Here is a 25,880-nt window from a genome sequence, read left to right on the forward strand (position 1 = left end):
ATCATTATTATTCAAGCAACCCGCCGAGCGGCAGTTCCCCTGATTTTCTGAGCATAGACCAGCGATCCACATCTGCAATGTCTTCCGGTGAGTGTGGTCGCCATCGCGCAAAGCCCCGTCTGGCGCTATCCGGTGTTCTCGCCAAAAAAAACGCACGATAACGCCCACTAATGCATACGCAATAATTTCAGAAATTTACAAATAAATAATTATAAAGATTACATTTTTGTAGATTTGGCTATTCTTAAATGGGTTCCCTTTTTGATGTCAGAGCGCATCCACTATCATTTGCTCTGGAAGCCATTTTTACCTCTGATTATCCGTCCTACTCACTCAGGAAAGGTTTATGAAAGTTAAGGTCATTACCACGGCGGTTTTGCTGGCGCTCATGTTAACCCAGCCCGCATCATCCGCCGACGCGCCTCTGTCACCCCTGATGAAACAACTGAATAACGGTAACTGGCTTCCTCAGGAGGAGGCGCAGTCGCTGAGCGACGAACTTTACTATCAGGATGCAATCCAGGCCTATATTCAGACATTGCCATTGCTCAACACCATTGGCCTGCGCGACGGTTCGGAAGCGGCATTCGGCAAAGGCTATAACGTCCTGCCTATCTGGAAAGAGCGCATGGACAGTCGCGCTGTGGTGCCAACGCCGAACGGCGACGTTATCTATTCGATGAGCTATCTGGATCTGAAAGAGACCGGCCCGTTGGTCATCAAAGCGCCGCCGAACGTGATCGGCATGTTTACCGACTTTTTCCAGAAAACGATCACTGACGTGGGCGCTATTGGCCCGGATCGCGCCCGCGGCGGGCTGTATCTGCTGTTACCGCCGGATTACGAAGGGCCGGTGCCTCAGGGGTACTATGCGTTTAAATCTTCGACCTACAACGTATTCCTGTTCTTCAGAACCATTATGGGCAAAGGCGACGGTAAGCCCGACCCGGTCCCTGCGGTGAAAAACGCGGAAACCACCCGCGTGTATCCGCTGTGGGATGTCGAAAAAGAAGTCAAACCGATGCAGTTCCCGGACGCCAGCGGCAAGCGCGTGAATATGATGTACCCGACCGACGCCAGCTACTGGCAGAAGCTGAAAGCCTTCGTGGACTATGAGCCGTTGACGGCCATCCCTGAGGAAACGCGCAGCGCGTTACTGAGCATTGGGATGGTGAAAGGCAAACCGTTTAACCCGACCGCGAAGCAGCAGGAGATGCTGAAAAAGGCCGTCGAGACCGCGCCACGGATGATCCTTGCGCGTCGCCAGGTGGGCCGTGACGATCAGCGCCAGCTGTACTACAAAGACCGCCAGTGGGAAACCTCCTGGGCTGGCGCGACCGCTGAGTGGATGCAGTACGGCACGCTCGATGCCAACCAGCGTGCGGCATTCTTCCAGATTGCTTACTCCAGCGCGGCGGCGATGGTGATGCATACCACCGGCGCCGGTTCTAAATATCCGTTCGCCACCAAAGACAATACCGGTAAGTTCCTCGACGGCGGCAATACCTACAAGCTGCACCTGCCGCCGAACCCGCCGGCGGCGCTGTTCTGGGCGGTCACCGCCTATAACATTACTGACGGGACCATGCCGGAAACCGACCAATTGCTACCGTCGACCAACGGCTATTACAACATTCCCAAAAACCAGGACGGCTCTATCGACCTGTGGTTTGGGCCGAATAAACCGGATGGTGTAGCCGACAGCGCGTTTATTAAAACCGTTTCCGGCCGCAACTTCCTCGTGGCATTACGACTTTACGGTACCGAAGATGGTTTTTATGACCAGTCCTGGGTTCCGGACGATCTGGTTCAGACCAATAAATAACAGCGAGATATAGAATGAAATTGAAAATGAAACACCTGGCGATGTTGACTGCTCTGACGTTAAGCGCCGGTGCCTTTGCCCAGAGCGCGCCGCTGACGATCCCGCATCCGACTAAATTTGCTGAGCTGACGCAACCGTCGCCGGACGTCACCATGCCGGAGAGCTATGTAAAGGCCATTGCGCAGCAGGCCTACATCTGGGGCTGGCCGATGGTTAACCAGTTCAACCGCCGTGAAACTATTACCAAAGCGCCATACCCGGCGCTGAACGGAGGGATGGTACCGGTCGCGCCGATGGGCCAGCTGAGCATGCTCACCGACTACATCAAACCGGAAGAGACCTTCGTCACCTGCCCGAACCAGGACGTGGCCTACGGCCTTGGTTTCTTTGAGCTGGACAAAGAGCCGATCGTTATTCAGGTGCCGGATTTTGGCGATCGATTCTGGGTCTATGCCATCTATGATGCCCGTACCGATCAAATTGGCAATGTGGGTAAGCCCTATGGAACCAAACCCGGTTTCTATTTGCTCGTTGGCCCTAACTGGAAAGGCGAAACGCCCAAAGGCTTTAACGGCGTGATTCAATCTTCAACCGAAATGGCGAACGTCATACCTCGTATCCAGATGGATGATACCCCGGAAGATCGCAAGGCCATTCAGGCGCCTATCAAAGAAGTGATGACTTACCCGTTAAGTCAATTTGATGGCAAGATGAAATCCTATGAATATTCCAAAATCCCGGCAATCGGCGATAAGCCAGATCCAAGCGCCGGTGAGACACGCTGGGTCGTTCCGGAAAAATTCTTTGACCAGTTCGCTAACGTGCTGGAAAAAGTGCCGCCGCTGCCGGGGGAAGAGGCCATGTATGCCCAGTTCCGTCATCTGGTAGAAGCGGGCAAGAAAAACCCGGAAATCCGTAAATGGATGGACGAAACCGCCGTCGCGACGGACAAAACCGTCATTGCGGATTTCTTTAAATGGAAGAACAACGGCGTGCCTGCCGGCAATGGCTGGAACCGTTCCAAAAATAACGCCGAGTTTGGTGTGGATTACTACAACCGTACCGGCACGTCGAAATCCAATATGTTCGACAACAAGCCTGACGAAACGCAGTATTTCTATACCGACAATGATGCCGCCGGTAACCAGCTTTCAGGCGACCATGATTACACGGTAACCTTCCCGAAAGGCGAGCTGCCGCCGGTGAAAGGTTTCTGGTCACTCACGCTGTATAACAGCAAACATCTGTTTAGCCCAAATGAGCTGAACCGTTATTCTCTTGGGACCAAAAATAAAAACCTGAAGTATAACGAAGACGGTTCTCTAACCCTCTACGTGAGCAAAAAGCGCCCAGCAGAAGATAAGGTGAATAACTGGCTGCCGGCACCGGACGGTAAGTTATCACTGTATATTCGCGCTTATTGGGGTGAGCAGTCGATTCTGGACGGGACCTGGCAGCCGCCGAAAATTGAAACCGTGAAATAAGCGAACCAAGTGGCCCTCTGTTTATGAAAGGGGGCTTTTTCTAACTCCTTTTGACCGTTTGCGCCTCGCGTACTGCAGACCTTTTGCTCGATAGCTTTTCCGCTCCGCGCCAGCATCGAATGTTGTTATCAAAGGCGATTGATAAAACGTCAGCCTGCTCACCTTGTCTCACAGCACCTCAACCACTTCAAACTCTTCTGCGATCAACTCCATATCCTCAGAAAAATGACCTTCACGAATGAAAAAACGCTGATGCTCTTTCTGCCAGTATTCAAGGCTTAAATCGCCTTCACCCTCTTTGCGGGCGAACGCTTCAGTCACATCACAAAAACGCACCAGCTGCATCGAAACCAGCCTGATGACGCAAACTGGAACATTCTGGCCATCAAGAATAATGTTATAATCCCCAATCCTCGGAGCAGACTCTTCCTGCTGATAAGAGGCAAAAGATCCGCAAGAAGCCGTTTTGATCCCTTTTTTAATCAGCTCCGCAAGCTCGCTTGCCAGTTCCGGGCTGTCACCCATTTGCCAGGCCCCTGCGCCTGGATATTTTCTTTTTATTTCCTCAACCTCAACCATGAAAATTCCTTCGTTATCGTCAATGAAAAGAAAGTTATACCTTTTTTAACCTGAGCGGTCCTGACATTATCAGCGATATCTTTCTTTAGATAGTGTGCTCAAAACGGACCTCAAGGGCATTTAACTCGTTGGCTCTGTGCCAGAAACGGAAATTAACTTCAGGACGGGCAATAACATCGCCTGTCTTATTCAGACTGCCAGTAAAGCGGTGAACCAAACGCGTCCAGGTAGTAATCGATAATCGCCCGAACGTTCAGAGGAGGGTGGCGGGCATTCGGATAGATTGCCGCGATATGCTGTGGCTCCGTTTTTATAGACGTATCCAGCTCCGGCAGCAGTTCGACAAGCTCGCCGCGCTTCAGCCGGTCTCCAATCAGCCAGTCAGGAAACAGCACAATCCCCATTCCCCCGAGCGCGGCAATCAGCAGAGTTTCAGCATTATTCGATGACATCAGGGGCGAGACGGGGTAGTGCACCCATTCTTCTCCGTGCCTGCGCAGCAGCCATTGGTTTGGTCCTGACGAACCGCGATAGACCAGGCATTTATGCCGCGCCAGCTCTTCGGGTGATCCCAACATGCCGTGCCGGCGGATGTAATCCGGTGACGCGGCAAGATGATAGAACTGCTGGCCAAACACGCGCGCATGAAATGCGGAATCCGTCAGCACGCCAATGCGGAAAATTACGTCAGCCGGCTCGCGGTGCGGATCGATGTAATCATCAGTCAGGGTAAGCTCAATGCTGAGCTTCGGATATCGCGCCGTCAGGCCGGGTAACGCGGGGGCGACATGGCGCTGTCCGAAGAACACCGGTGCGTTTATGCGCACCATTCCGGAAGGCTCAAGGGTTCTCTCGTTGAGTTCCCGCCGCGCCTCCTCCATGCTGCCAGTCATGGCTCGCGCATAGCGGATAAAAAGATGGCCGCTTTCCGTCGGAATTATCGCCCGGGTATTGCGGTAAAAAAGCTGCTGCCCGAGCACATCCTCCATCTGATGGATGACGCGCGAAACCTGAGAGGCAGATATCCCTTCCCGCCGGGCCACCACAGAGAAATTCTGCGTCTCATAAACGTCTATAAAAATCAGCAGGGCGCGAATACTGATGTTCCCGAGCTCATTCATTAATGCATATCCTGCACAGGTGTTTATCTCATTATGGCATTTTTCTCATCCATATTAAGTCGTAATCTTCTCCGCCTGAACTACGGGAGACTGATTGCTATGCAACTCATATTGATTTTTATCGTCATTGCCGGAGGCATGGGACTGTCCATAGAGGCAGGATTACTCGGGCCACTGGGTGGGGAGGTCGGTGACCTCTGGGCTACCTTTAGCATATTCGGCGTGGGTGCGGCGCTGACCTTTCTGCTGATGCTTTTTTTCAGCCCGCGCAACAGCCCGTCATTCTTTGCGCAACCTGCGTGGCAGCTGCTCGGCGGCGTGCTTGGGCCGATCTACGTCATCATTCTGACCGTGGTAACGCCGGCAATCGGCATCGCCATGACGATGATCGGCATTCTGGCAGGTCAGGTGTTCAAGAGCCTGATGATTGATCACTTCGGCCTGCTCGGTACGTCGCGCAGGAAAATTGACAGTAAACGTATCATTGCGCTGATTTTCATCATTGCAGCGCTGGTTATGGTTGCACAGGGGTAAAGTAACATTATGACTATTATCATGATTCTGCTCGCCGTCGCCGGTGGTGCCATGCTGAGTATCCAGGCGGCTATCAATGGCCAGCTGGGCAGCAAGGTCGGCGTATTCAAAAGCGCGTTCCTGACATTTTCTGTCGGCGCGCTGGTGACGGGATTGCTGATCTTCTTCTTCGAACCCAAACACACCCTGACGCTGATGGATGTGCCTAAATGGCAACTGCTGGGCGCAATGTTTGGCGTGCCGTATATCGTCATTATGGTGCTGGCCGTCCAGCGTATTGGCGCAGCAGTGGCTACGGTCGCCGTCATTTTTGGCCAGTTAACCATGAGCATGCTGATCGATAACTTCGGCTGGCTGGGCAATGCGGCGATTCCATTCTCGCTGAGCCGAATCGGCGCCATTGTCTGCCTGGGTATTGCGCTGTTCTTTATTTACGCCAGCAGCAGGTCAAAAGCCGCAACGGCGATACCCCCCAGGCAGCAGGAAAACGCTAACACATAAGCTCAGGTCTTCGTCATTAACATCGGTTTTGGTCTGCAGGACGCCAAAACCCTAACGCACCCGTTTTCGCAGCAACGCGTCAGTGGCTCCCATTTTTTGACCTTAAGAGAAAGGGGCCGCTCACCCGGCTTCAGCGTTGGTAGCGAATTTTTCAGCGTCAGCAGAGAACACAGGAGCAAGGTGGACAAGTGATACCCGCGACAGCGTAGGGTGTCCGGGTGGAGCTCCCCCGCCAGCCCGCGCCGGCGGGGGAGTTGACGATTATTCCCAGCGTTTCAGCAGCAGGCTGGCGTTAACCCCGCCAAAGCCAAAACCGTTCGACAGCGCATAGCGCATCTTCTGCGGGCGGGCCTCCAGCGCCACCAGGTTAAGACCTGCCGCCTCTTCATCGGGGTGATGCAGGTTCAGCGTCGGCGGCACCACCTGGTCACGCAGCGCCTGAATGGTGAAGATGGCCTCAATCCCGCCTGCCGCGCCTAACAGATGGCCGGTGGCGGATTTCGTCGAGGTAATGGCGACGGGATGTGCGCCAAACAGCGTTTTAATCGCCGCCAGCTCGCCTTTATCGCCGACCTGGGTCGAGGTGGCGTGGGCGTTGATATGGTCAATCTCTTCAGCGGTCACTCCGGCCTGGCGAAGGGCGGTTTCCATGGCCCGACGCGCGCCGTTACCGTCTTCCGGGCCCGCGGTCAGGTGATAAGCATCTGCGCTGGTGCCGTAGCCCACCAGCTCGGCCAGCGGCGTGGCGCCGCGCGCCAGCGCGTGCTCCAGCGACTCGATCACGATAAGCCCGGCGCCTTCTCCCATCACAAATCCATCGCGGTCGCGGTCAAAGGGGCGGGAAGCGGCTTCCGGCTGGTCGCTGGAGGCGCTGGAGAGCGCCCTTGCCGCGGCGAACCCGGCAAGGCTAACGCGATGTATTGCCGCTTCCGCGCCGCCGCAGAGGGCGATATCCGCCTCGCCGCTGCGGATCATCCGCGCCGCATCGCCAATGGCCTGGGCGCCCGCCGCGCAGGCGGTGACCGGCGCGCCGATGGGGCCCCGGAAACCGTGAGCGATAGACACATGCCCGGCGGCCAGGTTGGCCAGAAAAGAGGGAATGGTGAACGGGGAGAGGCGACGCGGCCCGCGCTCATCGGTGGTATGTACCGCATTGGCGATCTCGCTGAACCCGCCGATCCCGGTGGCGATCACCGTGGCGGTGCGTTCCTGTTCGGCCGCAGATGCCGGCGACCAACCGGCCTGAGTCAGCGCTTCACGCGCGGCGACCAGCGCAAACTCGATAAAACGATCCATCTTTTTGCGCTCTTTCGCCGGGATGGTCGCCAGCGGGTCGAAGCCGTGCAGCGGATCGCTGTCAATGGACGGCACCTGGCCGGCCACTTTGCAGGGAATATCCGCGACCAGCTGCTCGCTGAGCCGGGTAATCCCTGATTTTCCTGCCAGCAGCGACTGCCAGACGTGCTGTACGCCGCAGCCCAGCGGGCTGACAATCCCCATCCCGGTGACGACAATGCGTTTAACGGAAACGCCCATAGTTAACTCTCCTGTAGTATCAGTGTGCCGGCGGCTTTTTCATCAAGGGAACCAGCAGCGCGGCAAGTAAAAAACCCATCATGATGAGGTAGAAAGCATCGGAAAATGCCTGGGTTCGCGCCTCCCGCAGCGCCAGCGCGGAAAGATTTTTCAGCGCCGCCGTCTGCGCGGCATCCGGCGAGATCCCCTGGACGGTGAAGTTTGCCGCGCTGCGCTGAACAAAATCCTGGCGTTATTCAGATGGCCGCCAGAACGAGGACGCTTTTCTTACTGGCCGGATTCATTGCTGGCATCTCTGTAAGGTTCAGGCTGGAATTTTTGCCCGCTATCGCCTTCGCGTTTGCGCAGCAGATATTCATGACGATATTTCATCAGCGGCGAGGCGGCGGGGCCCGGCACCATGGCGTATTTACCCGGAATAATCTCTTCCCCGGTCGCTTTATCCACCATGACTGGCTCCACCCGTCGCTGGGTGGCGGTTTCCACCAGCTGCATCTGACGGCCTTCGGGGGCGAAGTGGCGATTACCCCATTCCGCCAGCGCCAGCAGCACCATGCGGAAATCGCGGCCGCGCGGGGTGAGGTGGTATTCGTAGCGGGGCGGCGTGCTGCTGTAGCAGACCTTCTCCAGCAGCCCGTCGTCGACCAGCGCCTTCAGGCGGCGCGACAGAATATTGGGCGCGACGTTGCTGCTTTTCTGAAATTCGTCGAAGCGGGTAAAGCCCGCAAAGGCGTCGCGCAGGATCATGATGCTCCAGCTGTCGCCGATGCGGCCCAGGCTACGGGCGATGGGGCAGGGAGCGTGGCAAAGCGGTTCATTTTTCATGGGCGGTCCAGGGAGCAGGTGGCTGTTGCCAGCAAATTGACATAGTCACTATCAAAATGCAAGTTACTCTTGATAACTGTGAGGGGAGCAGCCGCTGGCGTTCCGCTACGTCATTTCTTCCTTTGAATGCTGAAAGCGGGACAGTCTCCGCCGCCTGCTTATTTCTGATTTACCGTAATAAGAGATAAAAACCGCTGATGGCAGATGAAACATTTTAATAATCATAGAAATCGATGTGATGGGTAATGACCTTTATTGGGGGATACGATATAAGGTATGGCGAAGGCAAATTAATATTCTCAACTTTTTAAGGTTAAATAAATGAAGCAGGTGGGTATTGTTGGCTGGCGGGGCATGGTTGGCTCAGTATTGTTGCAGCGAATGATCGAAGAGAATGATTTCGACGATATTTCAGCGCATTTTTTTAGTACCTCAAGTGCGGGTGCCGCGGGCCCGGTTATTAATGGTAAAAGCGACAGACTGAAAGATGCGAATTCCCTGAGCGCCCTCGCCGAAATGGATATTATCATCACCTGTCAGGGCGGGGATTATACCAAAGCCATCTATCCGGCGTTAATTCACTCGGGCTGGCAAGGGTACTGGATCGACGCCGCTTCGGCGCTGCGAATGGATGAGAACGCCTGCATTATTCTCGACCCGGTCAATCGCGATAATATCGATCGTGCGGTGAAAGCGGGAGTGAAACTGTTTGTCGGCGGCAACTGCTCCATTACGCTGAGCCTGATGGGGCTGGCCGGGCTGATCAAGGCTGATCTGATCGAATGGATGAGCGTCATGACCTATCAGTCTGCCTCCGGGGCGGGCGCTAAACAGGTACGGGAATTGATCGCGCAAAGCGCGTATATCAGCCAGCATTTGTCCGCTGATGAACTGGCGGCATCAGGTTCCGTGCTGCCTTTAGTCAATAAAGTGAGTGAGCTGATTAATAGCGCCGGCATGCCGGTGGAGAATTTTGGCGTCCCACTGATGGGCAGCATTATTCCATGGATCGACAGCGATTTAGGCGATGGAAATAGCCGCGAAGAATGGAAGGGTGAGGCGGAAACCAATAAAATACTTGGCCTTGCGCCCGGCGCCATCCCGGTTAATGGTTTATGTATTCGGGTCGGCGTGATCCGCTGCCACAGCGCTGCCATTACCCTTAAACTTAAACGTGAGGTCAGCGAAACGGAATTCGCAGAGTTAGTGACCCATTCCCATCCGTGGGTAAACTATATCCCCAATAATAAGCCAGAGAGTGTCAGTAAACTGACCCCGGCTGCTATTAGCGGTTCGCTGCAGGTGGGTATTGGCCGCTACAAGAAAATGTCGCTAAATAATGAGCCGATCTACTCGGTGTTGACGGTGGGCGATCAGCTGTTATGGGGCGCGGCGGAACCCTTGCGCCGTATGTTAAATATCCTGCTTGGCAAAGTGTAATGACTGGTGCTGCCTGACAGGCCTGCGGCAGAAATGACCTTTTCAGCGCAAGACTATCTGCTGATTCAGCAGCCCTCAATCATCCTGACCATCGTCAATAACTCCATTTTTACCGGTCCGGGAATGGCCAGGGGAGACGGTATCCACCTGGCCATAATCGGTATTGTTCCCCTCAGTCCATCAGACTGACCTGGGCGGCGACAATCCGCCAGCCATAGGGAAAACGCACCCACGTCTGCTGCTGGCGTCCAGGGCGGGCGCTGCCTTCGCGGGTGAACTCGGTGCTGCACACCGCCATGTCCGCGCCAAAGGTGGTGATGATGGTATGGCGCAGATCGCGGGCCAGACCGGCGGCGGGGCGGGCGGCGCGAAAGGCGCGGATCGCCTCGATGCCATACAGGTTTTCGCCGGCTCCCAGCCGTACGGTGCGCGGGTCGTGCCAGAACAGCGCATCCAGCGCCTCGATGTTATTGCTTACCAGCGCCTCTTCATACTGATAAAACGCCGCCGTCACCTCGGCGAGGATCGCCGGGCGGTCTATATTATCCAGATTGATCATGCTGCACTCTCCGCCACTCGGGCATCGGTAATGCCCATCGCTTCCAGCGCCCGCGCGGCGCGAAGACAGGCTTGTTCGTTAAACGGCGCGGCAATCAGCTGCAGGCCAATCGGCTTGCCGCTGGCGGTACGCAGGGGCACGGTCGCCACCGGCAGCCCGAGGAAGGAGATCGGCTGCGTCAGCATTCCCATGCTGGCGCGCACCGGCAGCGGCTGGCCGTTAATCACCATCTCCTCGGCGCCAATCAGCGTGGCGCTGCATGGGGTGGCCGGGGCGATCAGCACATCGGCCTGACTGAACAGGGATTTCATCGCCTGGCGGGCATGGCGGCGGAAGCGCTGGGCCTGCAGATACCATGCGGAGGGGATCATCGCCCCGGCCAGCAGCCGCTCGCGGGAGTGAGGCTCAAAGCGCTCGGGCGAGTGGCGAAGATCCGGCAGATACTGATTGCCGCCTTCGCTGGCGCTGATGATAAAGGCCGCCGAGCGGGCCAGGGCGGCATCCGCGAACTGCAGCTCGCTGTCGGCGCCCAGCGCGTGGGCGACCCGATCCACGGCCGCCCGGGCGTCGTCATCGCACCAGGTGGTGAAATAGCCCCCCAGCCGCGCGCAGCGCAGACCCTCCAGCCCGCGCTCCAGCAGGTTGCCGGTGCGCTCGCTGGCTTTATCGGCCTGAAAGTCATCGGCCGGGTCGCGCCCCTGCAGGGCGTCATACACCGCGGCGAGGTCGGCCACCCGGCGGGCAAAGGGACCAATATGATCCAGACTGGCGACAAACGGATGGCTGCCGGAGCGGGAGAGGCGGCCGAAAGTGGGTTTCAGGCCAAAGATCCCGCACAGCGACGCGGGGACGCGGATCGAGCCGTTGGTATCGCTGCCGAGGCTGAAATGGACCAGCCCGGCCGCCACCGCCGCGGCCGAACCGCCGGAAGATCCGCCGGCGATCCGCGACAGATCGTGCGGGTTATGCGTCGCGCCATAGTGGCTGTTTTCGGTGGTGAAGCCGTAGGCGTAGGCATCCATATTGAGCATCCCGCTGAGCAGGGCGCCGGCGCTATGCAGCTGGCGCACCGCCCAGCTGTCGCTGGCTGCCGGCGGCCGGTCGCTCAGCAGTTCCGCGCCGGCGAGGGTGGTGTGCCCGGCGACATCAAACAGATTTTTCACCGCGTAGGGAATGCCCGCCAGCGGCGGCAGGGGGCGCTTTTCCCGGCGCAGGGCGTCGATGCTGTCGGCCTCCGCCAGCATGCGCTGGGCGGTGACCTCGGTCCAGGCGTTGATCTGCGGATTCACGCGGGCGATATCGTCCAGCGTCTGACAGGCGATCTCCCGGGCGCTCAGTTCGCCCTCGTGCAGCGCACGCTGGATCTCGGCGATGGTGAAATGGTGAAGTGTCATGCTTTATACACCCCCGCAATGTCGTCGCGCGGCCCGAGGGGATAGTCCATCAGCGGCTGCGCCATGGCGGCGATGCGGGCAAACTGGCGCTCCAGCTCCTCACGGCGCGGCGCATCCAGCTCCAGGCGCAACAGGTGGGTCATCTGCGTCAGATACTCGCTCCAGTCTGGCTGTGTGGTCATGGTCTGCTCCTTAGTATCCGGCGGCGGCGCCGTTGCTGCGTGGATCGGTAGCCCCTTCAAGCAGGCCGTTGGGATGGCGGACAATGGCCCCGGCGTGGCCCATCGCCTCGCTGAAATCGGCCAGCACTTCCACCTCGTGCCCCAGCTCGCGCAGGCGAGCGATGCAGGCGGGGGCAAAGCGTCCCTCCAGCTTCAGTGAATCCGAGGACTGGCCCCAGGTGCGGCCCAGCAGCCAGCGCGGCCGGGAGATGCTCTCCTGCAGCGGCGCCCCCTGCAGGATATAGCGGGTAAACAGCGCCGCCTGGGTCTGCGGCTGACCGTCGCCGCCCATCGAGCCATAGACCATCACCCGGCCATCGTTCAGGCGCGCCGCGGCGGGGTTGAGGGTATGGAACGGCTGTTTGCCTGGCGCCAGCGCCAGAAGATGCTGCGGATCGAGGCTGAAGGCCGCCCCGCGGTTTTGCCAGACGATCCCGGTGTCCGGGATCACCACGCCGCTGCCAAACTCGTGATAGATGCTCTGAATGAATGACACCGCCAGGCCGCTGTTATCCACGACGCCCATCCAGACGGTATCGCCCGGGCCTTTGCCGCCGCCCCAGGGCGAAGCGCTGGCGTCGTCGATGCTGTCGGCCAGCGGCTGCAGCGCCTCCGGAGTCAGCAGTTGCTGAACGTCGACATCCAGATGGCGCGGATCGGTGATATGCGCATCGCGCAGGGCAAACGCCCGCTTGGTGGCTTCGACGATGCGATGCACCGTTTGCGCCTCGTCGGCGTCGGCCATGTTCAGACGGTCAGTGATGCCGAGGATCGCCAGCGACACCAGCCCCTGCGTCGGCGGGGCGAGGTTCCACAGCGTGCCCTGTCGGTGCTGGAGCGTCAGCGGCGCCGGGCGCCGGGCGCGGTGGGCCTGCAGGTCGCCGAGGGTGACGGGCATCCCCAGCGCGGCCATCCCCTGGGCGAGACGTTCGGCCAGCGGGCCGCGATAGAAACTGTCGAGACCGTCGCTGGCCAGCATGCGCAGGGTTCCGGCGAGGGCGGGCTGGCGAAAGCGGCTGCCGGCCCGGGGGGGCTCGCCCGCCGCCAGCCAGGTTTCGCTGAAGCCCGGCTGGTGGCGCAGCTCTTCCAGTTTGCTGGCGGTGGCATGGGCCTGGGAGGCGGTGACCGGAATGCCGTCTTCGGCATAACCGATAGCATCGGCCAGCAGGCTCGCCACCGGCAGCGCGCGGCCGGTTAAGTCCCGTGAAATTCGCAGCGCCTCGTCCCAGCCGCTGACGGTACCGGCGACGGTCAGCGCAGCCTGCGGCCCCCGGTGGGGGATATGCCGCTGACCGGCATAGGCCTCGAGGGTGGCCAGCGAGCCGGCCGCACCGCTGGCGTCAATGGCGATGGGATCCCCCCCGGGAGGCACGATCAGCCAGAAACCATCCCCGCCCAGGCCGTTCATGTGCGGATAGACGACGGCGATGGCTGCGGCGGCAGCCACCATCGCTTCAATGGCGCTGCCGCCCTCGCGCAGGATGGCCAGCGCGCTCTGGCTGGCGAGGTGGTGAGGAGCGACCGCCATGCCGTGGGTCGAAACGTTGCTACTGTGCATAAATTATCCTTTCTGAACGAATCACCCGCAGAACACTGCAAAAGCTGTTCCATCTCTGAACGTTTCGTTTCATTGATAAAAACAATGACCGGAATTTTCCCGCTGGCACGCTATGTGTAAGGCATAGCAGATACAGTATGATGAGGGATGGATGATGAAACGAAAGTTACAGGGGCGCTATGCAACAACTCGATGAACGACTGAAAGGGCAATACGCCTCGCTGTCGCCGCAGGAGCAGCGGGTGGCGGATTTCATCTTTGACCACTTTGATGACCTGATAAGCTACAACAGCGCCGAGCTGGCGCAGCTGAGCGGCGTGTCGAAAGCCACCGTCAGCCGGCTGTTCAAGCGCCTGGGCTATGACAAATATAAGGACATGCGCGATGAACTGCGCACCCTGCGCCAGAGCGGAATGCCGCTGACCGACCAGCGCGACGCGGTGCAGGGTAACACGCTGCTGGCGCGTCATTATAAGCAGGAGATGGCGAACCTCACCCAATGGGTCAATGCTCTTGACGCTCACCAGTTCGCCGAGGCGCTGACGGCGATGGTGGCCGCGCGCCGCATTGTGGTGATTGGCATGCGCAATGCCTATCCGGCGGCGCTACACCTGCGCCAGCAGCTGCTGCAGGCTCGCGGTCAGGTGCTGGTGCTGCCCCAGCCGGGGCAGAGCCTCAGCGAAGAGTTGGTCGACCTGACCGCCGATGACCTGGTGGTGATGATGGCGTTTCGCCGGCGGCCGCGGATCGTGCGCCCGCTGCTGCAGCAGCTGCAGCGCGACGGGGTGCCGGTTCTGTTAATGTGCGAGCCGCAGGCCCACAGCCTGTTCCCGCTCTCCCGCTGGCAGCTCTGCGCGCCGCTGGACAGCGTCTCGGCTTACGACAGCTATGCCTCGGTCAACAGTCTGATCAATCTGCTGGCCAATGCCTTTCTGCATGAAACGCTCGACAGCGGTCGTCCGCGGATCCACGATATCGCTACGCTTTATCAGCAGCTGGACGAGCTGGAACAACGCTGATGGGGCGCCAGCGTGGTGCTGTGCATCAATATGGTGCATTTGGTTCCGCGTTCTGGCGCCGTCGATTTTTACTCTTCTGCTCCTTACTCCCTGTCCGTTCTCACTTTTTGCGTTAATTCCTCGCCAACCCTCGCATCGGCCGCATCTGGCACATTAGTTGCAAAAACAGATTCAAAGAATCTTTTGTTTCATGCTAACGTAACGGGTAAACATCATGAAGAAACTGTTGATCGCACTGGCCGGGGCCGCTTGTCTCCTTTCATCTGTTTCCGCCGCTCAGGCTGACCAGCTCCAGGATATTGAAAAACGCGGCGTCATCCGCATTGCCGTACCCCAGGATTTTCCGCCATTCGGCTCGGTGGGGACCGACCTGCAGCCGCAGGGGTATGACATCGACATGGCGCGCTATCTGGCGAAGTCGATGAAGCTCAAGCTGCAGCTGGTCCCGGTAACCAGCGCCAACCGCGTGCCGTATCTGCAGACGGATAAGGTGGACCTGGTGATCTCCAGCCTCGGCAAAAACGCTGAGCGTGAGAAAGTGATCGACTTCAGCCGCGCCTACGCGCCGTTCTTCCTCGGGGTGTTTGGCCCGAAAGGGGCGGAGCTGAAGGACGCGGCCGCGCTGAGCGGTAAAAGCGTCGGCGTGACCCGCGGGGCGGTGGAAGACATGGTGCTGACCAGCGTGGCGCCGCAGGCGGCGCAGATTAAGCGCTACGAGGACAATAACACCACCCTGTCGGCCTATCTGTCAGGCCAGGTGCAGTATGTCGCCACCGGGAACCTGGTGGTGGCGGCCATCGCCCGGCAGAACGCCGACAAAGCGCCGGTGCCGAGCTTTATGCTGAAGGACTCGCCGTGCTTTATCGGGCTGAAAAAGAACGAACCGGCGCTGAAGGCGAAAGTGGATACCCTCATCGAGCAGGGCATTAAGGACGGCACCCTCAACGGTCTGTCTGAGAAGTGGCTGAAAGCGCCGCTGCCTGCCAGCCTCGGCGCGTAAGGTCTGTGGATGACGGAGCAACTTCATTTTTCTGAGCTCTGGCCGCACTGGCCGGAGCTGCTGGCCGGCCTGTGGGTGACGGTGCAGCTGACGGTGCTGGCGACGATCGGCGGACTGGCGATCGGCATCCTCGGGGCGGCGATCCGCAGCGGCCGCCCGGGCATCCTCAGCCGGGTATGGGGCGGATATGTGGAAATCATTCGTAACACGCCGTTCGTGGTGCAGCTCTTTTTTATCGTCTTTGGTTTACCGAACCTGGGACTGAAGATGACCGCCGGCGAAGCGGCGCTGCTGGCGATGGTGGTTAACCTTGGGGCCTACAGCACCGAGATCGTGCGCGCCGGCATTCAGGTGACGCCGAAAGGCCAGTGGGAGGCCGGACGCGTGCTCGGACTCAGCCGGACGCAAACCTTCGTTCGCGTCGTGCTGCCCCCGGCGCTGCAGCGGATTTATCCGGCGCTGGTCAGCCAGTGCATCATCGTGATGCTCGGCTCGTCGGTGGTGTCGCAGGTCTCCTATGAGGAGTTGACCTTCGCCGCCAACCTGATCCAGTCGCGGACATTTTTGAGCTTTGAGGTCTATCTGGTGACCACCGGGATCTACTTAGCGTTATCGATAGCGATGCGTCAGCTGCTGATGGCGGCGGGGCGTAAATGGCTGGGAGTGCAGGCATGATGACCACCTTTACCGACTGGGACATTATCCGCAACCTGCTGCTGGCCGGTCGCTGGACGGTGCTGCTGTCTCTGGTCGCGTTTACCGGCGGGGCGCTGGTGACCTTACCGTTGCTGCTGCTGCGCCTGACCGGCGGACGGCAGGTAAAACGACTGATCCGCGGCTACGTCGAACTGTTTCAGGGGACGCCGCTGCTGATGCAGCTGTTTCTGGCATTTTTCGGCGTGGCGCTGTTCGGCATCGACGTCTCGGCATGGACCGCGGCGTCGGTGGCCCTGACGCTCTACACCAGCGCCTTTCTGCTGGATATCTGGTTCGGCAGCATTCGCGCGCTGCCGAAAGGCCAGTGGGAAGCCTCGCGCTGTCTCGGGCTGAGCTTCGGCCAGACCCTGTACCGGGTGGTGGCGCCGCAGGCGCTGCGCATCGCCATCGCGCCGACGGTGGGGTTCGCCGTGCAGGTGATCAAAGGTACGGCGCTGGCCTCGATTATTGGCTTTGTGGAGCTGACCAAGGCGGGAACCATGCTGACCAACGTCACTTACCAGCCGTTTAAAGTGTTTGCCCTGGTGGCGCTGGGCTATTTCATTCTGTGCTATCCGCTGTCCCGCTACAGCCGTTATCTGGAGAACAAATTCAATGCCTCTCATCACCATTAATCAGATGCAGAAGTACTACGGCGACAACCATGTGCTGAAGGGCGTCGATCTGGATATCGACATGGGGGAAGTGATCTCGATTATCGGCCGCAGCGGCTCGGGCAAAAGCACTCTGCTGCGCTGCATCAATGGCCTGGAGGGGTACCAGGAGGGGAGCATCAAGCTCGGGGGCATGACCATCACCGACCGCGATTCCCAGGCCCGGGAGATCAGCCGCTCCATCGGCATGGTGTTCCAGAACTTCAATCTCTTTCCGCACATGACGGCGCTGGAGAACGTCATGCTGGCCCCGCGGCGGGTGCTGAAGAAGTCCCAGGCCGAATGTCGCGAGCTGGCGCAGCGGATGCTGGAGAAGGTCGGGCTCGGCGACCGTCTGGATTATTACCCGGCCAACCTCTCCGGCGGCCAGCAGCAGCGCGTGGCCATCGCCCGGGCGCTGGCCATGTCGCCAAAGGTTTTACTTTGTGACGAAATCACCTCGGCGCTCGACCCTGAACTGGTGGGCGAAGTACTGAAGGTGCTGGAGCAGCTGGCGGCGGAAGGCATGACGCTGATCCTCGTCACCCATGAAATGAATTTTGCCCGCGAAGTGGGCGACCGCGTGGTGTTTATGCATCAGGGGCGCGTCTGGGAGCAGGGTGACAGCAAAACGCTGTTCGCCAGTCCACAGACAACCGAACTGAAACAGTTTATCTCCTCGGTGCGCGGTCTTAACTAACGTAAGGAATGGCAGATGGATATCACTCAGTTTTCGCAAATTAACCCGCCGCAGCGCCTGCTGATGGGCCCGGGGCCGATCAACGCCGACCCGCGCGTGCTGCGCGCCATGGCGAGCCAGCTGGTGGGGCAGTACGATCCGGCGATGACCCACTATATGAATGAAGTGATGGCGCTCTACCGCGGCGTGTTTCGCACCGAAAACCGCTGGACGATGCTGGTGGACGGTACCTCCCGCGCCGGTATCGAAGCGATCCTGGTGTCGGCGATCCGTCCGGGCGACAAGGTGCTGGTGCCAGTGTTCGGCCGGTTTGGCCACCTGCTGTGCGAGATTGCGCGCCGTTGCCGGGCAGAGGTACACACCATCGAGGTGCCGTGGGGGGAAGTCTTTACCCCGGACCAGGTTGAGGACGCCATCAAGCGCGTGCGCCCGCGCCTGCTGCTTACCGTGCAGGGCGATACCTCGACCACCATGCTGCAGCCGCTGGCTGAGCTGGGGGAGATTTGTCGTCGCCACGACGTGCTTTTCTATACTGACGCCACCGCGTCGCTCGGCGGCAACCCGCTGGAAACCGACGCCTGGCAGCTGGACGCAGTGTCCGCCGGGATGCAGAAGTGCCTGGGCGGCCCCTCCGGCACCTCGCCCATTACCCTCAGCCCGCGGATGGAAGAGGCGATCCGCCGCCGCCGCTGCATTGAGCAAGGGATCCGCACCGACGCCCACCATGATGGCGTCGACGAGATGATCTACTCCAACTATTTCGATCTCGGCATGGTGATGGATTACTGGGGGCCGGAGCGCCTTAACCACCACACCGAAGCGACCTCGGCGCTGTTCGCCGCCCGGGAGTGCGCGCGCCTGATCCTTCAGGAGGGACTCGACAACGGCATCGCCCGCCACAAGCTGCACGGTGATGCGCTGCTGAAAGGGATCCAGGCGATGGGTCTTGAGACCTTTGGCGACCTGCGGCACAAAATGAATAACGTGCTGGGGGTGGTGATCCCCAACGGGGTCAACGGCGACCAGGTGCGTAAGCTGATGCTGGAAGATTTCGGCATTGAGATTGGCACCTCGTTCGGCCCGCTGCACGGTAAAGTCTGGCGCATTGGCACCATGGGCTATAACGCGCGTAAAGACTGCGTGATGCAGACCCTCAGTGCGCTGGAGGCGGTGCTGAACTACCTCAAGTTCACCACCACCCAGGGCGCGGCGATGCAGGCGGCCTGGGATCACTACCGCACCGAGGGCAACCTATGAGTGATACCATCCGCCAGCAGGCGGAGAGAGAGGCGGCCGCCAGTCGGGTAATGGCGCGCGCCGACCAGCTGGCCGCCCTCAGCGAAACCGCCGACGCCCTGACCCGGGTCTATCTGTCGCCGGAGCATCTGCAGGCCAACCAGCTGGTGGGTCAGTGGATGCAGGCCGCCGGTATGATGGTGTGGCAGGACAGCGTCGGCAATATCTGCGGTCGCTATGAAGGCGTGCAGGAGGGCGCGCCGGCGGTGCTGCTGGGCTCTCATCTTGACACCGTGCGCAACGCCGGGCGCTACGACGGCATGCTCGGCGTGCTGACGGCGATTGAGGTGGTGCAGCGTCTGCACCAGCAGGGGCGACGGCTGGCAAAGGCTATCGAGATCGTCGGTTTTGGCGATGAAGAGGGCACCCGCTTCGGCATCACCCTGCTTGGCAGCCGCGGCGTCACCGGCACCTGGCCTGAAAGCTGGCTGTCGCAGTGCGATGCCGGCGGGGTGAGCGTCGCCCAGGCGCTGGTGAATGCCGGACTCGATCCGGCGCGGATCGCCCATGCCGCCCGCCGCCCGCAGGATATCGCCGCCTATCTGGAACTGCATATCGAGCAGGGGCCGTGCCTGGAGCAGGCGGGTCTGGCGCTCGGCGTAGTGGAGGCGATTAACGGCGCCCGCCGCCTGAACTGCCGCTTTACCGGCGAAGCCGGCCATGCCGGCACGGTGCCGATGCTCCATCGTAAGGACGCGCTCGCCGCGGCGGCGGAATGGATGGTGCAGGTGGAAAGCCTGACCCGGCAGCGTGGCGGCAATCTGGTGGCGACGGTCGGCACCCTGCGCTGTGCGCCGGGCGCGGTGAACGTGATACCGGGCGAGGTGCAGCTGACGCTGGATATTCGCGGCCCGCAGGATGCACCGCTGGCGGCGCTGCTGGAGGAGTTGCTGGCGGAGGCGCAGGCCATTGCCGGGCGCCGCCAGCTGAGCTTCAGCGCCGAGGAGTATTATCGCATCGCCGCCACCGCCTGCGACAGCCAGCTGCAGGCGGTGCTGAGCGAGGCGGTGGTGGCGGTGCAGGGGCGTTCGCTGACGCTGCCGAGCGGCGCAGGGCATGACGCCATCGCCATCGCCGAGCGCTGGCCATCGGCCATGCTGTTTGTGCGCTGCCTGGGGGGCGTCAGCCATCACCCGGCGGAATCGGTCACCACCGCTGACGTCGGGCTGGCCATCGACGCGTTCTCCCGGGCGGTAGAGCAGGTGGCCGACGCCTGATCGCGCCGGTTGCCGTACCCCGGCTGGCGGTGTTACACCGCCAGCCGGTTGACCACCTCGGCGACGGAGGTGATGGCATGGATATTGCCGATCCCCGCCCCCACCGAGATATACCCCTCATCAGTATTCCCCTCCAGCATGCCCAGCCGCATTCCGCGCAGACCGCCCATCGCCTGAGCCAGCTCGGCCTTTGAGGCGCCGGCCCGGTCCATGGCCACCAGTTTGTCGCTCAGTTTGCCGGGCAGAGCGCGGTAATAGTCCGGCAGGGTGCGGAACAGCCGCAGATCCAGGCCGTTGGCGGCGACAATTTTCGCTTTCACCGAGTCGGGAACCCGGCTTTCGACGGTGCTGATGAATACCGAACCGGCGAAGACGCCTTCCGCGCCGAGGGCGTGAGCGGCACGCGCCCCTCGGGCATCGGTTATCCCCCCCGCGGCCATTACCGGAACCCGCTGTACCGCGTCAACAATCAGCGGGACGATGGTGAAGGTCCCCAGCGCGGTGCCCGGCAGCGTGCCGCCTTCGTCAAAGCCGGTGGCGACGATAATGTCCGCTCCGGCCTGCTCCGCGCGGCGGCTGTTCTCAGGCGTCGGGTTAATATCGCGATAGATAATGGTGATCCCGGCGGCTTTCAGTTCGTCAAAGAGCGCCGGTTTTAACGAACCGTCGCCGTAGCCGGTGTAGACCACCACCTTAACGCCTTCCGCTTTGATCACCGGCAGGATCGCCGGCGTCCAGATGTCGTTTTCCGCCGTCGGGATCAGATTGACGCCAAAGGGTTTCTCGGTCAGCTGTTTGGTTTTGCGGATCTCTTCGCGCATTTTCTCAGCCGTCGCTTCCGGCGTGGAGACGGCGGTTGCCGCCGTCAGCCCGGCGTTCGGGCCCAGTACCCCGAGACCACCGGCGTTGCCGACGGCCGCCACCAGACGCGCATCGGTCAGCCAGGAAAGCGGCCCCTGGACCACCGGTTTTTCAATACCCAGAATGTGGGCAACGCGGTTAGATTGCATGATATTTTTCCTTTTATGTTAACAAGTTATCTTTTTTTCGCCCCAACGATGCGGCAATGAGGGCAGTGTAGGCGCCTTTATTGTTTTAAAAAATCAGCGAAAACTTTCATCACTATTATTAATTTAGTAATAATTACGGCAGACGATGAGATAGGGGACGGGACGTAATGCAGATGAATCTGTTTGAAAATATTAAAATCTTTATTGAAATCGTCGACGCCGGCAGCTTTTCCCAGGCGGCGGAAAATTTGCAGCTCCACCGGCCGGCGGTGACCAAAGCGCTGCAGCAGCTGGAGCGGGAGAGCGGGGTCAGGCTGCTGCAGCGTACCACCCGGCGCCTGTATCTCACGCCGGAGGGAGAAGAGTTTTATCGCCGCAGTAAACCGCTGCTCTCCCAGGCCGACGATCTGCTGGAGTCGTTCGCGCCGGACCGGCCGATACGCGGCCAGCTACGCGTCGATATGCCGATCGCTTTTGCACGGCTGCTGGTGATCCCGCATCTGGCGGATTTTTATCAGGCCCATCCGGAGGTGGAAATTGTCCTCAGCAGCTCCGATGTGCGCCGGGATATGCTGCGCGATGGCCTGGATTGCCTGCTGCGGGTGGGTGAACTGGAGAATGGCGACTATGTGGCGCGCTCGCTGGGGGAGGTGGCGTTAACCACCTGCGCCAGTCCGGAATATCTGGCGCGCTATGGGGCGCCCGCCACGCTGGAGGACCTGCAGTCGCACCTGGCGGTGAACTGGGTGAACAGCAGCAGCCGGCAGATTATGCCCTGGCGATTCCAGACCCCGGCGGGCGTCCGGCAGGTCGCCATTCCCGGCAAGCTGGTGCTGGACAACTCGGAAGTCTTTACCGCCGCCGGGCTGGCGGGGCTGGGGATGCTGCAGGGGATGCGCTTCTTTTTACAGCCCTATATCGACAGCGGCCAGCTGGTGGAAATTTTACCGGACTTTCCGGCGCCGCGTAGCCCGCTGTCGCTGCTCTATCCGCACCGGCATCTTTCGCACAAGGTGCGGGTCTTTGCCGACTGGCTGCAGGGGCTGGTGGCGACCCTGGCGCGGACGCCGCCGGCTTGACTCTGCTGGCTGAGCGTTTATATATAAAATGTGAATGCTATTAAGGCAATAAATCACAAGGCTGGATAATGACTCAACCTGTAAGGGAATGCTGATGAAACTCTGGAATAAAACACTGCTCGCTTCCGCACTGTGCCTGACCCTGTTTGGCTGCGACGATGCGTCGAAAGTAGATAACAAACTGGATAAGGCCAAAGATAATGCGGAGCAGATGAAGGATGCCGCGGCGGACAAAGCCCAGGCGATTAAGCAGGATGCGGATAAGCAAATTGATACGCTGAAAAGCCAGGCCGACGCCGAGGCCGATCGCCTGAAGGATCAGGCCAGCGCCATCAAGGCGGAGGCGGACAAGAAAGCGGATGCCATCGCCGAGCAGGCGAAAGCCCAGGCCGATGCGGTGAAGCAGAACGCAAAGCAGGAAAGCGACCGCATCGTCAAAGAGGCGGGTCAGATCAAAGACAACGCCATCGGCGACGCCAATCAGCTTTCGGCGGAAGCGGCGAGCAAAACCAAAGCCATTCAGGACAGTATCGCGAAGGATAAACAGAACGCTACGCCACCGGCCGCCCAGCAGTAACTCGCGGTGTTTGCCTGGCCAGCCGCCGTCCGTAAAAACAGAGCGTGGAGCCTGATACAGCGCCCGGCTGCGCTGCGCTTGCGCGGGCCTGCAAGGGGGCGAGTTGGCTGCGCAATGATCGGGTATTGTAGGCCGGGCAAGGCGTTGCCGCCGCCCGGCACATAGAACGGCAATAACATCCTGCTCAGGGGTATCTTACGATACCCCTTTTTTATGCCCGTTCCGGATTCAGCGGTTTGGAAGCAGGGTGCCTTTCAGGCCGTGCGGCTCGGAGCGCAGATATTGCGAAGGTACGCGAACCTGGGCGCCAAGGCTGGCTGCGGCGTGCCATGGCCAGTGCGGATCGTAGAGCACCGCGCGGGCGAGGGCGATAAGGTCGGCATCGCCATTCTCCAGCGCCGCTTCCGCCTGCTGCGGGTCGGTGATCAGTCCCACGCCAATCACCGGGATGGCTACCTGCTCGCGAATGTCGCGGGCGAAAGGCAACTGATACCCCGGCCCGACGGTGATTGCCTGCTGCGGCGACAATCCGCCGCTGGAAACATGGATATAGTCGCTGCCCAGCGCTTCCAGCTGCTGACTGAACTGAATGGACTGCTCGCCGTCCCAGCCGCCTTCGACCCAGTCGGTAGCCGACAACCTGACGCCCACCGCCATGGCGTTGCCCACCGCCTCGCGGATTGCCTTAAACACTTCCAGCGGATAGCGCATGCGGTTTTCCAGCGAACCGCCATACTCGTCACGGCGCTGATTGCTGAGCGGCGAGAGAAACTGGTGCAGCAGATAGCCGTGAGCGGCGTGCAGCTCAATCAGCTCAAAGCCCAGACGTTGGGCGCGCAATGCGCTGGCGACAAAGGCCGCTTTGATGCGCCCTAGATCGGCATGGCTCAGCTCGGCCGGGGCGCGATCGCCGTCGTGAAACGCCACCGCGGAGGGGGCGACGGTCTGCCAGCCGCCGTGGTTGAGCGCCAGCTGATGGCCACCCTGCCAGGGGGCCGCGCAGGAGGCCTTGCGCCCGGCATGCCCCAGCTGGATCCCCAGAGGGATCGGTGACCAGGCCCGGATATCCTCCACCACGGCGCGCAGGGCGTTTTCGGTTTCATCATCCCACAGCCCCAGATCCCCCGGCGAGATACGTCCCGCCGGCTCTACCGCCGTGGCTTCCAGAATTAACAGGCCGGCGCCGGAGAACGCCAGCTGCCCGAGATGGATCCGGTGCCAGGACGTCGCCTTCCCCTCGTCGGCAGAGTACTGACACATGGGGGCGATAACGATACGGTTATCCAGCGTCAACTGACCAATACGCGTCGCGCTAAAAAGATGACTCATGAGTACCTCGTAAATGTTAGACGTGGTCTTGCTCGGAGGCGAACAGCCACTGTTTATAGCACGCCTGCCAGCCCCCCTTTATTCGGATATTGCGTTTAAACGTCCCGCTAGTCGATAAACCAGAGACGGCGCCGCCGGCCGGTTGCCTGCTGTGACACCGCGCGGGCCATTGCGCTGCCAATCTCGGCGCTGGCCGTCAGCCCCTGGACAAAGGGGCGATCGTGCATCAGCCAGGGAAGGGCGCCAAAGGCGACCCGGCCGCGCACTGCCTCCGGCGCCTGCAGCGTGTAGTCATCACCAACGTCCGGAATAGCATCGCCGCAGGCCAGCAGCTGCTGGCGCAGTGAAGGAAAGGGCAGATCCCGGGTTTTCAGCGCTTTCTGTCCGCGGGCATCGATAAAGACATCGAATTCACAGCGCTGCTGATGATGGACAATCAGCGTCCGGTCAGACTCGCGCTGCAGATCGTAATCCTCACCCAGCGCCACAATTCGCAGAATGCCCGCCCGGTGCAGGGCCAGCAGGCGGCGAATGGACTCCGGCGGGATCGCGGCGTAGTTATCGATAAACACGCGGGCGAGCCCCTGGCGGAAGCGACGGCTGTCCTCGTCGTTGAGCTGCGGCACCACGGTTTCAATCGCCTCGTGCAGGCGGAGAATGGCATAGCGCCAGGGCACCGTGTGGCGCTCGCGCTTATTGCGCTCCACCTCCTGCAGATTGCGCTGCGCCCACTGGAAGGGGTCATGGGTAAGACGGTCGGCAAACCAGGCGTCGGCGATGCTGTCAGGCGTCAGCTGGCGCAGCCCCATCGCCTGGCACCAGGCCGGGGCGGCATATTCCAGCTCCTGGACGATCAGCTGGAACACCCGCTCCAGCAGGCCGTCGCTACCCTGAGCGACGGCCGCCTCAAGGGCGGCAGGGGTGGCGAACTCCAGCGGCTCCCACGGGATCGGGCAGTAGAAATCGGCCTCCGGCAGCACGCCGTTGCGTGACATCAGCGTGATCTCCAGCGCTTCGCTGCCGGGATGCAGGGAAAAATGGGTCGTTTTGTCGTGTTCAGTATGGAAAACGCCGTGGCGGGCTACAACCGCCACGGCGGCATCAATCGCGCTTAAGGAGGTCCCGAGGATCCCGACCCGACAGGGGGCGATGCGGGCCTCCATCAGGCCGGTCCACGGGCTGGGGAAGTATTGCCGGCTGGCGCGTTCTTCTTCAGGCCACAAATGGCCGGTGGCTACCACCACCAGATCGACGATATCCGGCTGCGCCGCGCTGTCGGTGTGGATGGCGATCCCGACGGGCTGCACCGCAATATCCGTGACCTCACAGGACTCGCAAACGTTCACCACGAAGCCGGCGTCTCTGGCCCGTTGGACAAGATACAGAAAGCGGTCGCGGTAGTACTCGCCGAGGATCACCCGCGGCAGAAACTGGCGCTCATGCAGCGCGTGCCGTTCAAGACCGCGCGCCGCCAGCCAGTCATCGCTCTGCTGCTGCAGCCATTGCAGATAGGTCAGGTCGATAGGGGGGATCTCAATGCTGGCGATATTGGCCAGCATCTGCGCCGCGGTATTATCGTCGCTGTAGGGCATACCGACTCCGGCCTGCGCCTCTTTTTCAAACAGCGCGATCGATAGCGGCTCACCGCGCTTCACCAGTTCATACAAGGTGTAAATCCCCGTCGGCCCGGCGCCGACGATGGCGATTCTCTTCATGATTCTCTCCCT

The 25,880-nt window shown here is 60.3% G+C and carries 25 protein-coding genes and 1 pseudogene; 14 read left to right on the plus strand and 12 right to left on the minus strand.

The window, feature by feature from the left end:
* Positions 1-346: 346 nt before the first annotated feature.
* Positions 347-1,825: a DUF1254 domain-containing protein gene (locus ACOI7D_RS11475; RefSeq protein WP_109547316.1), complete on the plus strand. Its 1,479-nt coding sequence runs from the start codon at positions 347-349 to the stop codon at positions 1,823-1,825.
* Positions 1,826-1,845: 20 nt separating this feature from the next.
* Entirely contained in the window at positions 1,846-3,309 is a 1,464-nt protein-coding gene (locus ACOI7D_RS11480) for a DUF1254 domain-containing protein (RefSeq protein WP_050534127.1), read from the plus strand.
* 168 nt (positions 3,310-3,477) lie between these two features.
* Here the strand turns inward: ACOI7D_RS11480 and ACOI7D_RS11485 are convergent, their stop codons facing one another.
* Positions 3,478-3,834 (minus strand): ASCH domain-containing protein, encoded by a 357-nt coding sequence (locus ACOI7D_RS11485; RefSeq protein WP_072199053.1) that lies wholly within the window; start codon positions 3,832-3,834, stop codon positions 3,478-3,480.
* Between the two features lie 239 nt (positions 3,835-4,073).
* Entirely contained in the window at positions 4,074-5,009 is a 936-nt protein-coding gene (locus tag ACOI7D_RS11490; protein ID WP_032456087.1) for a LysR family transcriptional regulator, read from the minus strand.
* A 99-nt stretch (positions 5,010-5,108) separates the two neighbouring features.
* Between ACOI7D_RS11490 and ACOI7D_RS11495 the strand changes: the two genes are divergently transcribed.
* Together ACOI7D_RS11495 and ACOI7D_RS11500 are read left to right on the plus strand one after the other, a co-directional pair.
* Positions 5,109-5,543: a DMT family transporter gene (locus ACOI7D_RS11495; protein WP_023289765.1), complete on the plus strand. Its 435-nt coding sequence runs from the start codon at positions 5,109-5,111 to the stop codon at positions 5,541-5,543.
* Positions 5,544-5,552: 9 nt separating this feature from the next.
* The gene (locus ACOI7D_RS11500) at positions 5,553-6,044 is read left to right on the plus strand and encodes a DMT family transporter (protein ID WP_072413231.1); all 492 of its coding nucleotides are present in this window, start codon (positions 5,553-5,555) and stop codon (positions 6,042-6,044) included.
* 261 nt (positions 6,045-6,305) lie between these two features.
* On the opposite strand, the gene fabF is transcribed toward ACOI7D_RS11500, so the two are convergent.
* The 3 genes and pseudogenes from fabF to ACOI7D_RS11515 all read right to left on the minus strand — a co-directional run bounded on the left by fabF (position 6,306) and on the right by ACOI7D_RS11515 (position 8,405).
* A complete protein-coding gene (fabF, locus tag ACOI7D_RS11505; protein WP_101861618.1) occupies positions 6,306-7,580 on the minus strand; it encodes a beta-ketoacyl-ACP synthase II in 1,275 nt (424 codons plus the stop codon).
* A 19-nt stretch (positions 7,581-7,599) separates the two neighbouring features.
* Positions 7,600-7,806, minus strand: a pseudogene (locus tag ACOI7D_RS11510) (EmrB/QacA family drug resistance transporter); the annotation flags it as partial.
* Between the two features lie 41 nt (positions 7,807-7,847).
* Positions 7,848-8,405, minus strand: a complete 558-nt coding sequence (locus ACOI7D_RS11515; RefSeq protein WP_014907566.1) for a winged helix-turn-helix transcriptional regulator — start codon at positions 8,403-8,405, stop codon at positions 7,848-7,850.
* Positions 8,406-8,726: 321 nt separating this feature from the next.
* Between ACOI7D_RS11515 and asd the strand changes: the two genes are divergently transcribed.
* Positions 8,727-9,845: an aspartate-semialdehyde dehydrogenase gene (gene asd / locus ACOI7D_RS11520; RefSeq protein ID WP_087824257.1), complete on the plus strand. Its 1,119-nt coding sequence runs from the start codon at positions 8,727-8,729 to the stop codon at positions 9,843-9,845.
* 172 nt (positions 9,846-10,017) lie between these two features.
* On the opposite strand, the gene hpxZ is transcribed toward asd, so the two are convergent.
* Genes hpxZ through hpxW form a run of 4 tightly spaced genes read right to left on the minus strand, consistent with a single transcriptional unit; the run spans position 10,018 to position 13,577 of the window.
* On the minus strand, positions 10,018-10,404 hold the full coding sequence (hpxZ, locus tag ACOI7D_RS11525) for an oxalurate catabolism protein HpxZ (RefSeq protein WP_032452923.1): 387 nt from the start codon (positions 10,402-10,404) through the stop codon (positions 10,018-10,020).
* A complete protein-coding gene (locus ACOI7D_RS11530; RefSeq protein ID WP_109547317.1) occupies positions 10,401-11,798 on the minus strand; it encodes an AtzE family amidohydrolase in 1,398 nt (465 codons plus the stop codon). The genes hpxZ and ACOI7D_RS11530 overlap by 4 nt, the downstream gene beginning before the upstream one ends.
* Complete coding sequence (gene hpxX / locus ACOI7D_RS11535) at positions 11,795-11,980, minus strand: oxalurate catabolism protein HpxX (protein ID WP_023289758.1); 186 nt, start codon at positions 11,978-11,980, stop codon at positions 11,795-11,797. The genes ACOI7D_RS11530 and hpxX overlap by 4 nt, the downstream gene beginning before the upstream one ends.
* 10 nt (positions 11,981-11,990) lie before the next feature.
* Complete coding sequence (hpxW, locus tag ACOI7D_RS11540; protein WP_109547318.1) at positions 11,991-13,577, minus strand: oxamate amidohydrolase; 1,587 nt, start codon at positions 13,575-13,577, stop codon at positions 11,991-11,993.
* A gap of 179 nt (positions 13,578-13,756) precedes the next feature.
* Between hpxW and hpxU the strand changes: the two genes are divergently transcribed.
* The 7 genes from hpxU to hpxK all read left to right on the plus strand — a co-directional run bounded on the left by hpxU (position 13,757) and on the right by hpxK (position 20,158).
* Entirely contained in the window at positions 13,757-14,596 is an 840-nt protein-coding gene (gene hpxU / locus ACOI7D_RS11545) for a MurR/RpiR family transcriptional regulator HpxU (RefSeq protein ID WP_023289756.1), read from the plus strand.
* Between the two features lie 214 nt (positions 14,597-14,810).
* Positions 14,811-15,596: a transporter substrate-binding domain-containing protein gene (locus tag ACOI7D_RS11550; protein ID WP_023289755.1), complete on the plus strand. Its 786-nt coding sequence runs from the start codon at positions 14,811-14,813 to the stop codon at positions 15,594-15,596.
* A 9-nt stretch (positions 15,597-15,605) separates the two neighbouring features.
* A complete protein-coding gene (locus ACOI7D_RS11555) occupies positions 15,606-16,271 on the plus strand; it encodes an amino acid ABC transporter permease (protein ID WP_023289754.1) in 666 nt (221 codons plus the stop codon).
* The gene (locus ACOI7D_RS11560) at positions 16,271-16,927 is read left to right on the plus strand and encodes an amino acid ABC transporter permease (protein ID WP_002905295.1); all 657 of its coding nucleotides are present in this window, start codon (positions 16,271-16,273) and stop codon (positions 16,925-16,927) included. Before ACOI7D_RS11555 ends, ACOI7D_RS11560 begins: the two co-directional genes overlap by 1 nt.
* Positions 16,908-17,645, plus strand: coding sequence for an amino acid ABC transporter ATP-binding protein (locus ACOI7D_RS11565; protein ID WP_002905293.1), 738 nt, complete (start codon positions 16,908-16,910; stop codon positions 17,643-17,645). The genes ACOI7D_RS11560 and ACOI7D_RS11565 overlap by 20 nt, the downstream gene beginning before the upstream one ends.
* Positions 17,646-17,660: 15 nt before the next feature.
* Positions 17,661-18,902, plus strand: a complete 1,242-nt coding sequence (locus ACOI7D_RS11570; protein ID WP_023289753.1) for a pyridoxal-phosphate-dependent aminotransferase family protein — start codon at positions 17,661-17,663, stop codon at positions 18,900-18,902.
* Positions 18,899-20,158, plus strand: coding sequence for an allantoate amidohydrolase (gene hpxK, locus ACOI7D_RS11575; RefSeq protein ID WP_060590578.1), 1,260 nt, complete (start codon positions 18,899-18,901; stop codon positions 20,156-20,158). The genes ACOI7D_RS11570 and hpxK overlap by 4 nt, the downstream gene beginning before the upstream one ends.
* A 32-nt stretch (positions 20,159-20,190) precedes the next feature.
* On the opposite strand, the gene ACOI7D_RS11580 is transcribed toward hpxK, so the two are convergent.
* Entirely contained in the window at positions 20,191-21,168 is a 978-nt protein-coding gene (locus tag ACOI7D_RS11580; RefSeq protein WP_109547319.1) for an NAD(P)H-dependent flavin oxidoreductase, read from the minus strand.
* A gap of 173 nt (positions 21,169-21,341) precedes the next feature.
* Between ACOI7D_RS11580 and ACOI7D_RS11585 the strand changes: the two genes are divergently transcribed.
* Together ACOI7D_RS11585 and ACOI7D_RS11590 are read left to right on the plus strand one after the other, a co-directional pair.
* A complete protein-coding gene (locus ACOI7D_RS11585) occupies positions 21,342-22,247 on the plus strand; it encodes a LysR family transcriptional regulator (protein WP_162543119.1) in 906 nt (301 codons plus the stop codon).
* Between the two features lie 88 nt (positions 22,248-22,335).
* Entirely contained in the window at positions 22,336-22,824 is a 489-nt protein-coding gene (locus tag ACOI7D_RS11590) for a hypothetical protein (RefSeq protein ID WP_032452914.1), read from the plus strand.
* Positions 22,825-23,052: 228 nt separating this feature from the next.
* Here ACOI7D_RS11590 and ACOI7D_RS11595 read toward each other — a convergent pair whose 3' ends face one another.
* Positions 23,053-24,153 (minus strand): NADH:flavin oxidoreductase/NADH oxidase, encoded by a 1,101-nt coding sequence (locus tag ACOI7D_RS11595; RefSeq protein WP_087824261.1) that lies wholly within the window; start codon positions 24,151-24,153, stop codon positions 23,053-23,055.
* 107 nt (positions 24,154-24,260) lie between these two features.
* Positions 24,261-25,868, minus strand: coding sequence for an FAD-NAD(P)-binding protein (locus ACOI7D_RS11600; RefSeq protein WP_109547321.1), 1,608 nt, complete (start codon positions 25,866-25,868; stop codon positions 24,261-24,263).
* Positions 25,869-25,880 lie beyond the last annotated feature (12 nt).

Source organism: Klebsiella sp. C360, from assembly GCF_048822415.1.
GTDB classification, from domain to species: domain Bacteria; phylum Pseudomonadota; class Gammaproteobacteria; order Enterobacterales; family Enterobacteriaceae; genus Klebsiella; species Klebsiella quasipneumoniae.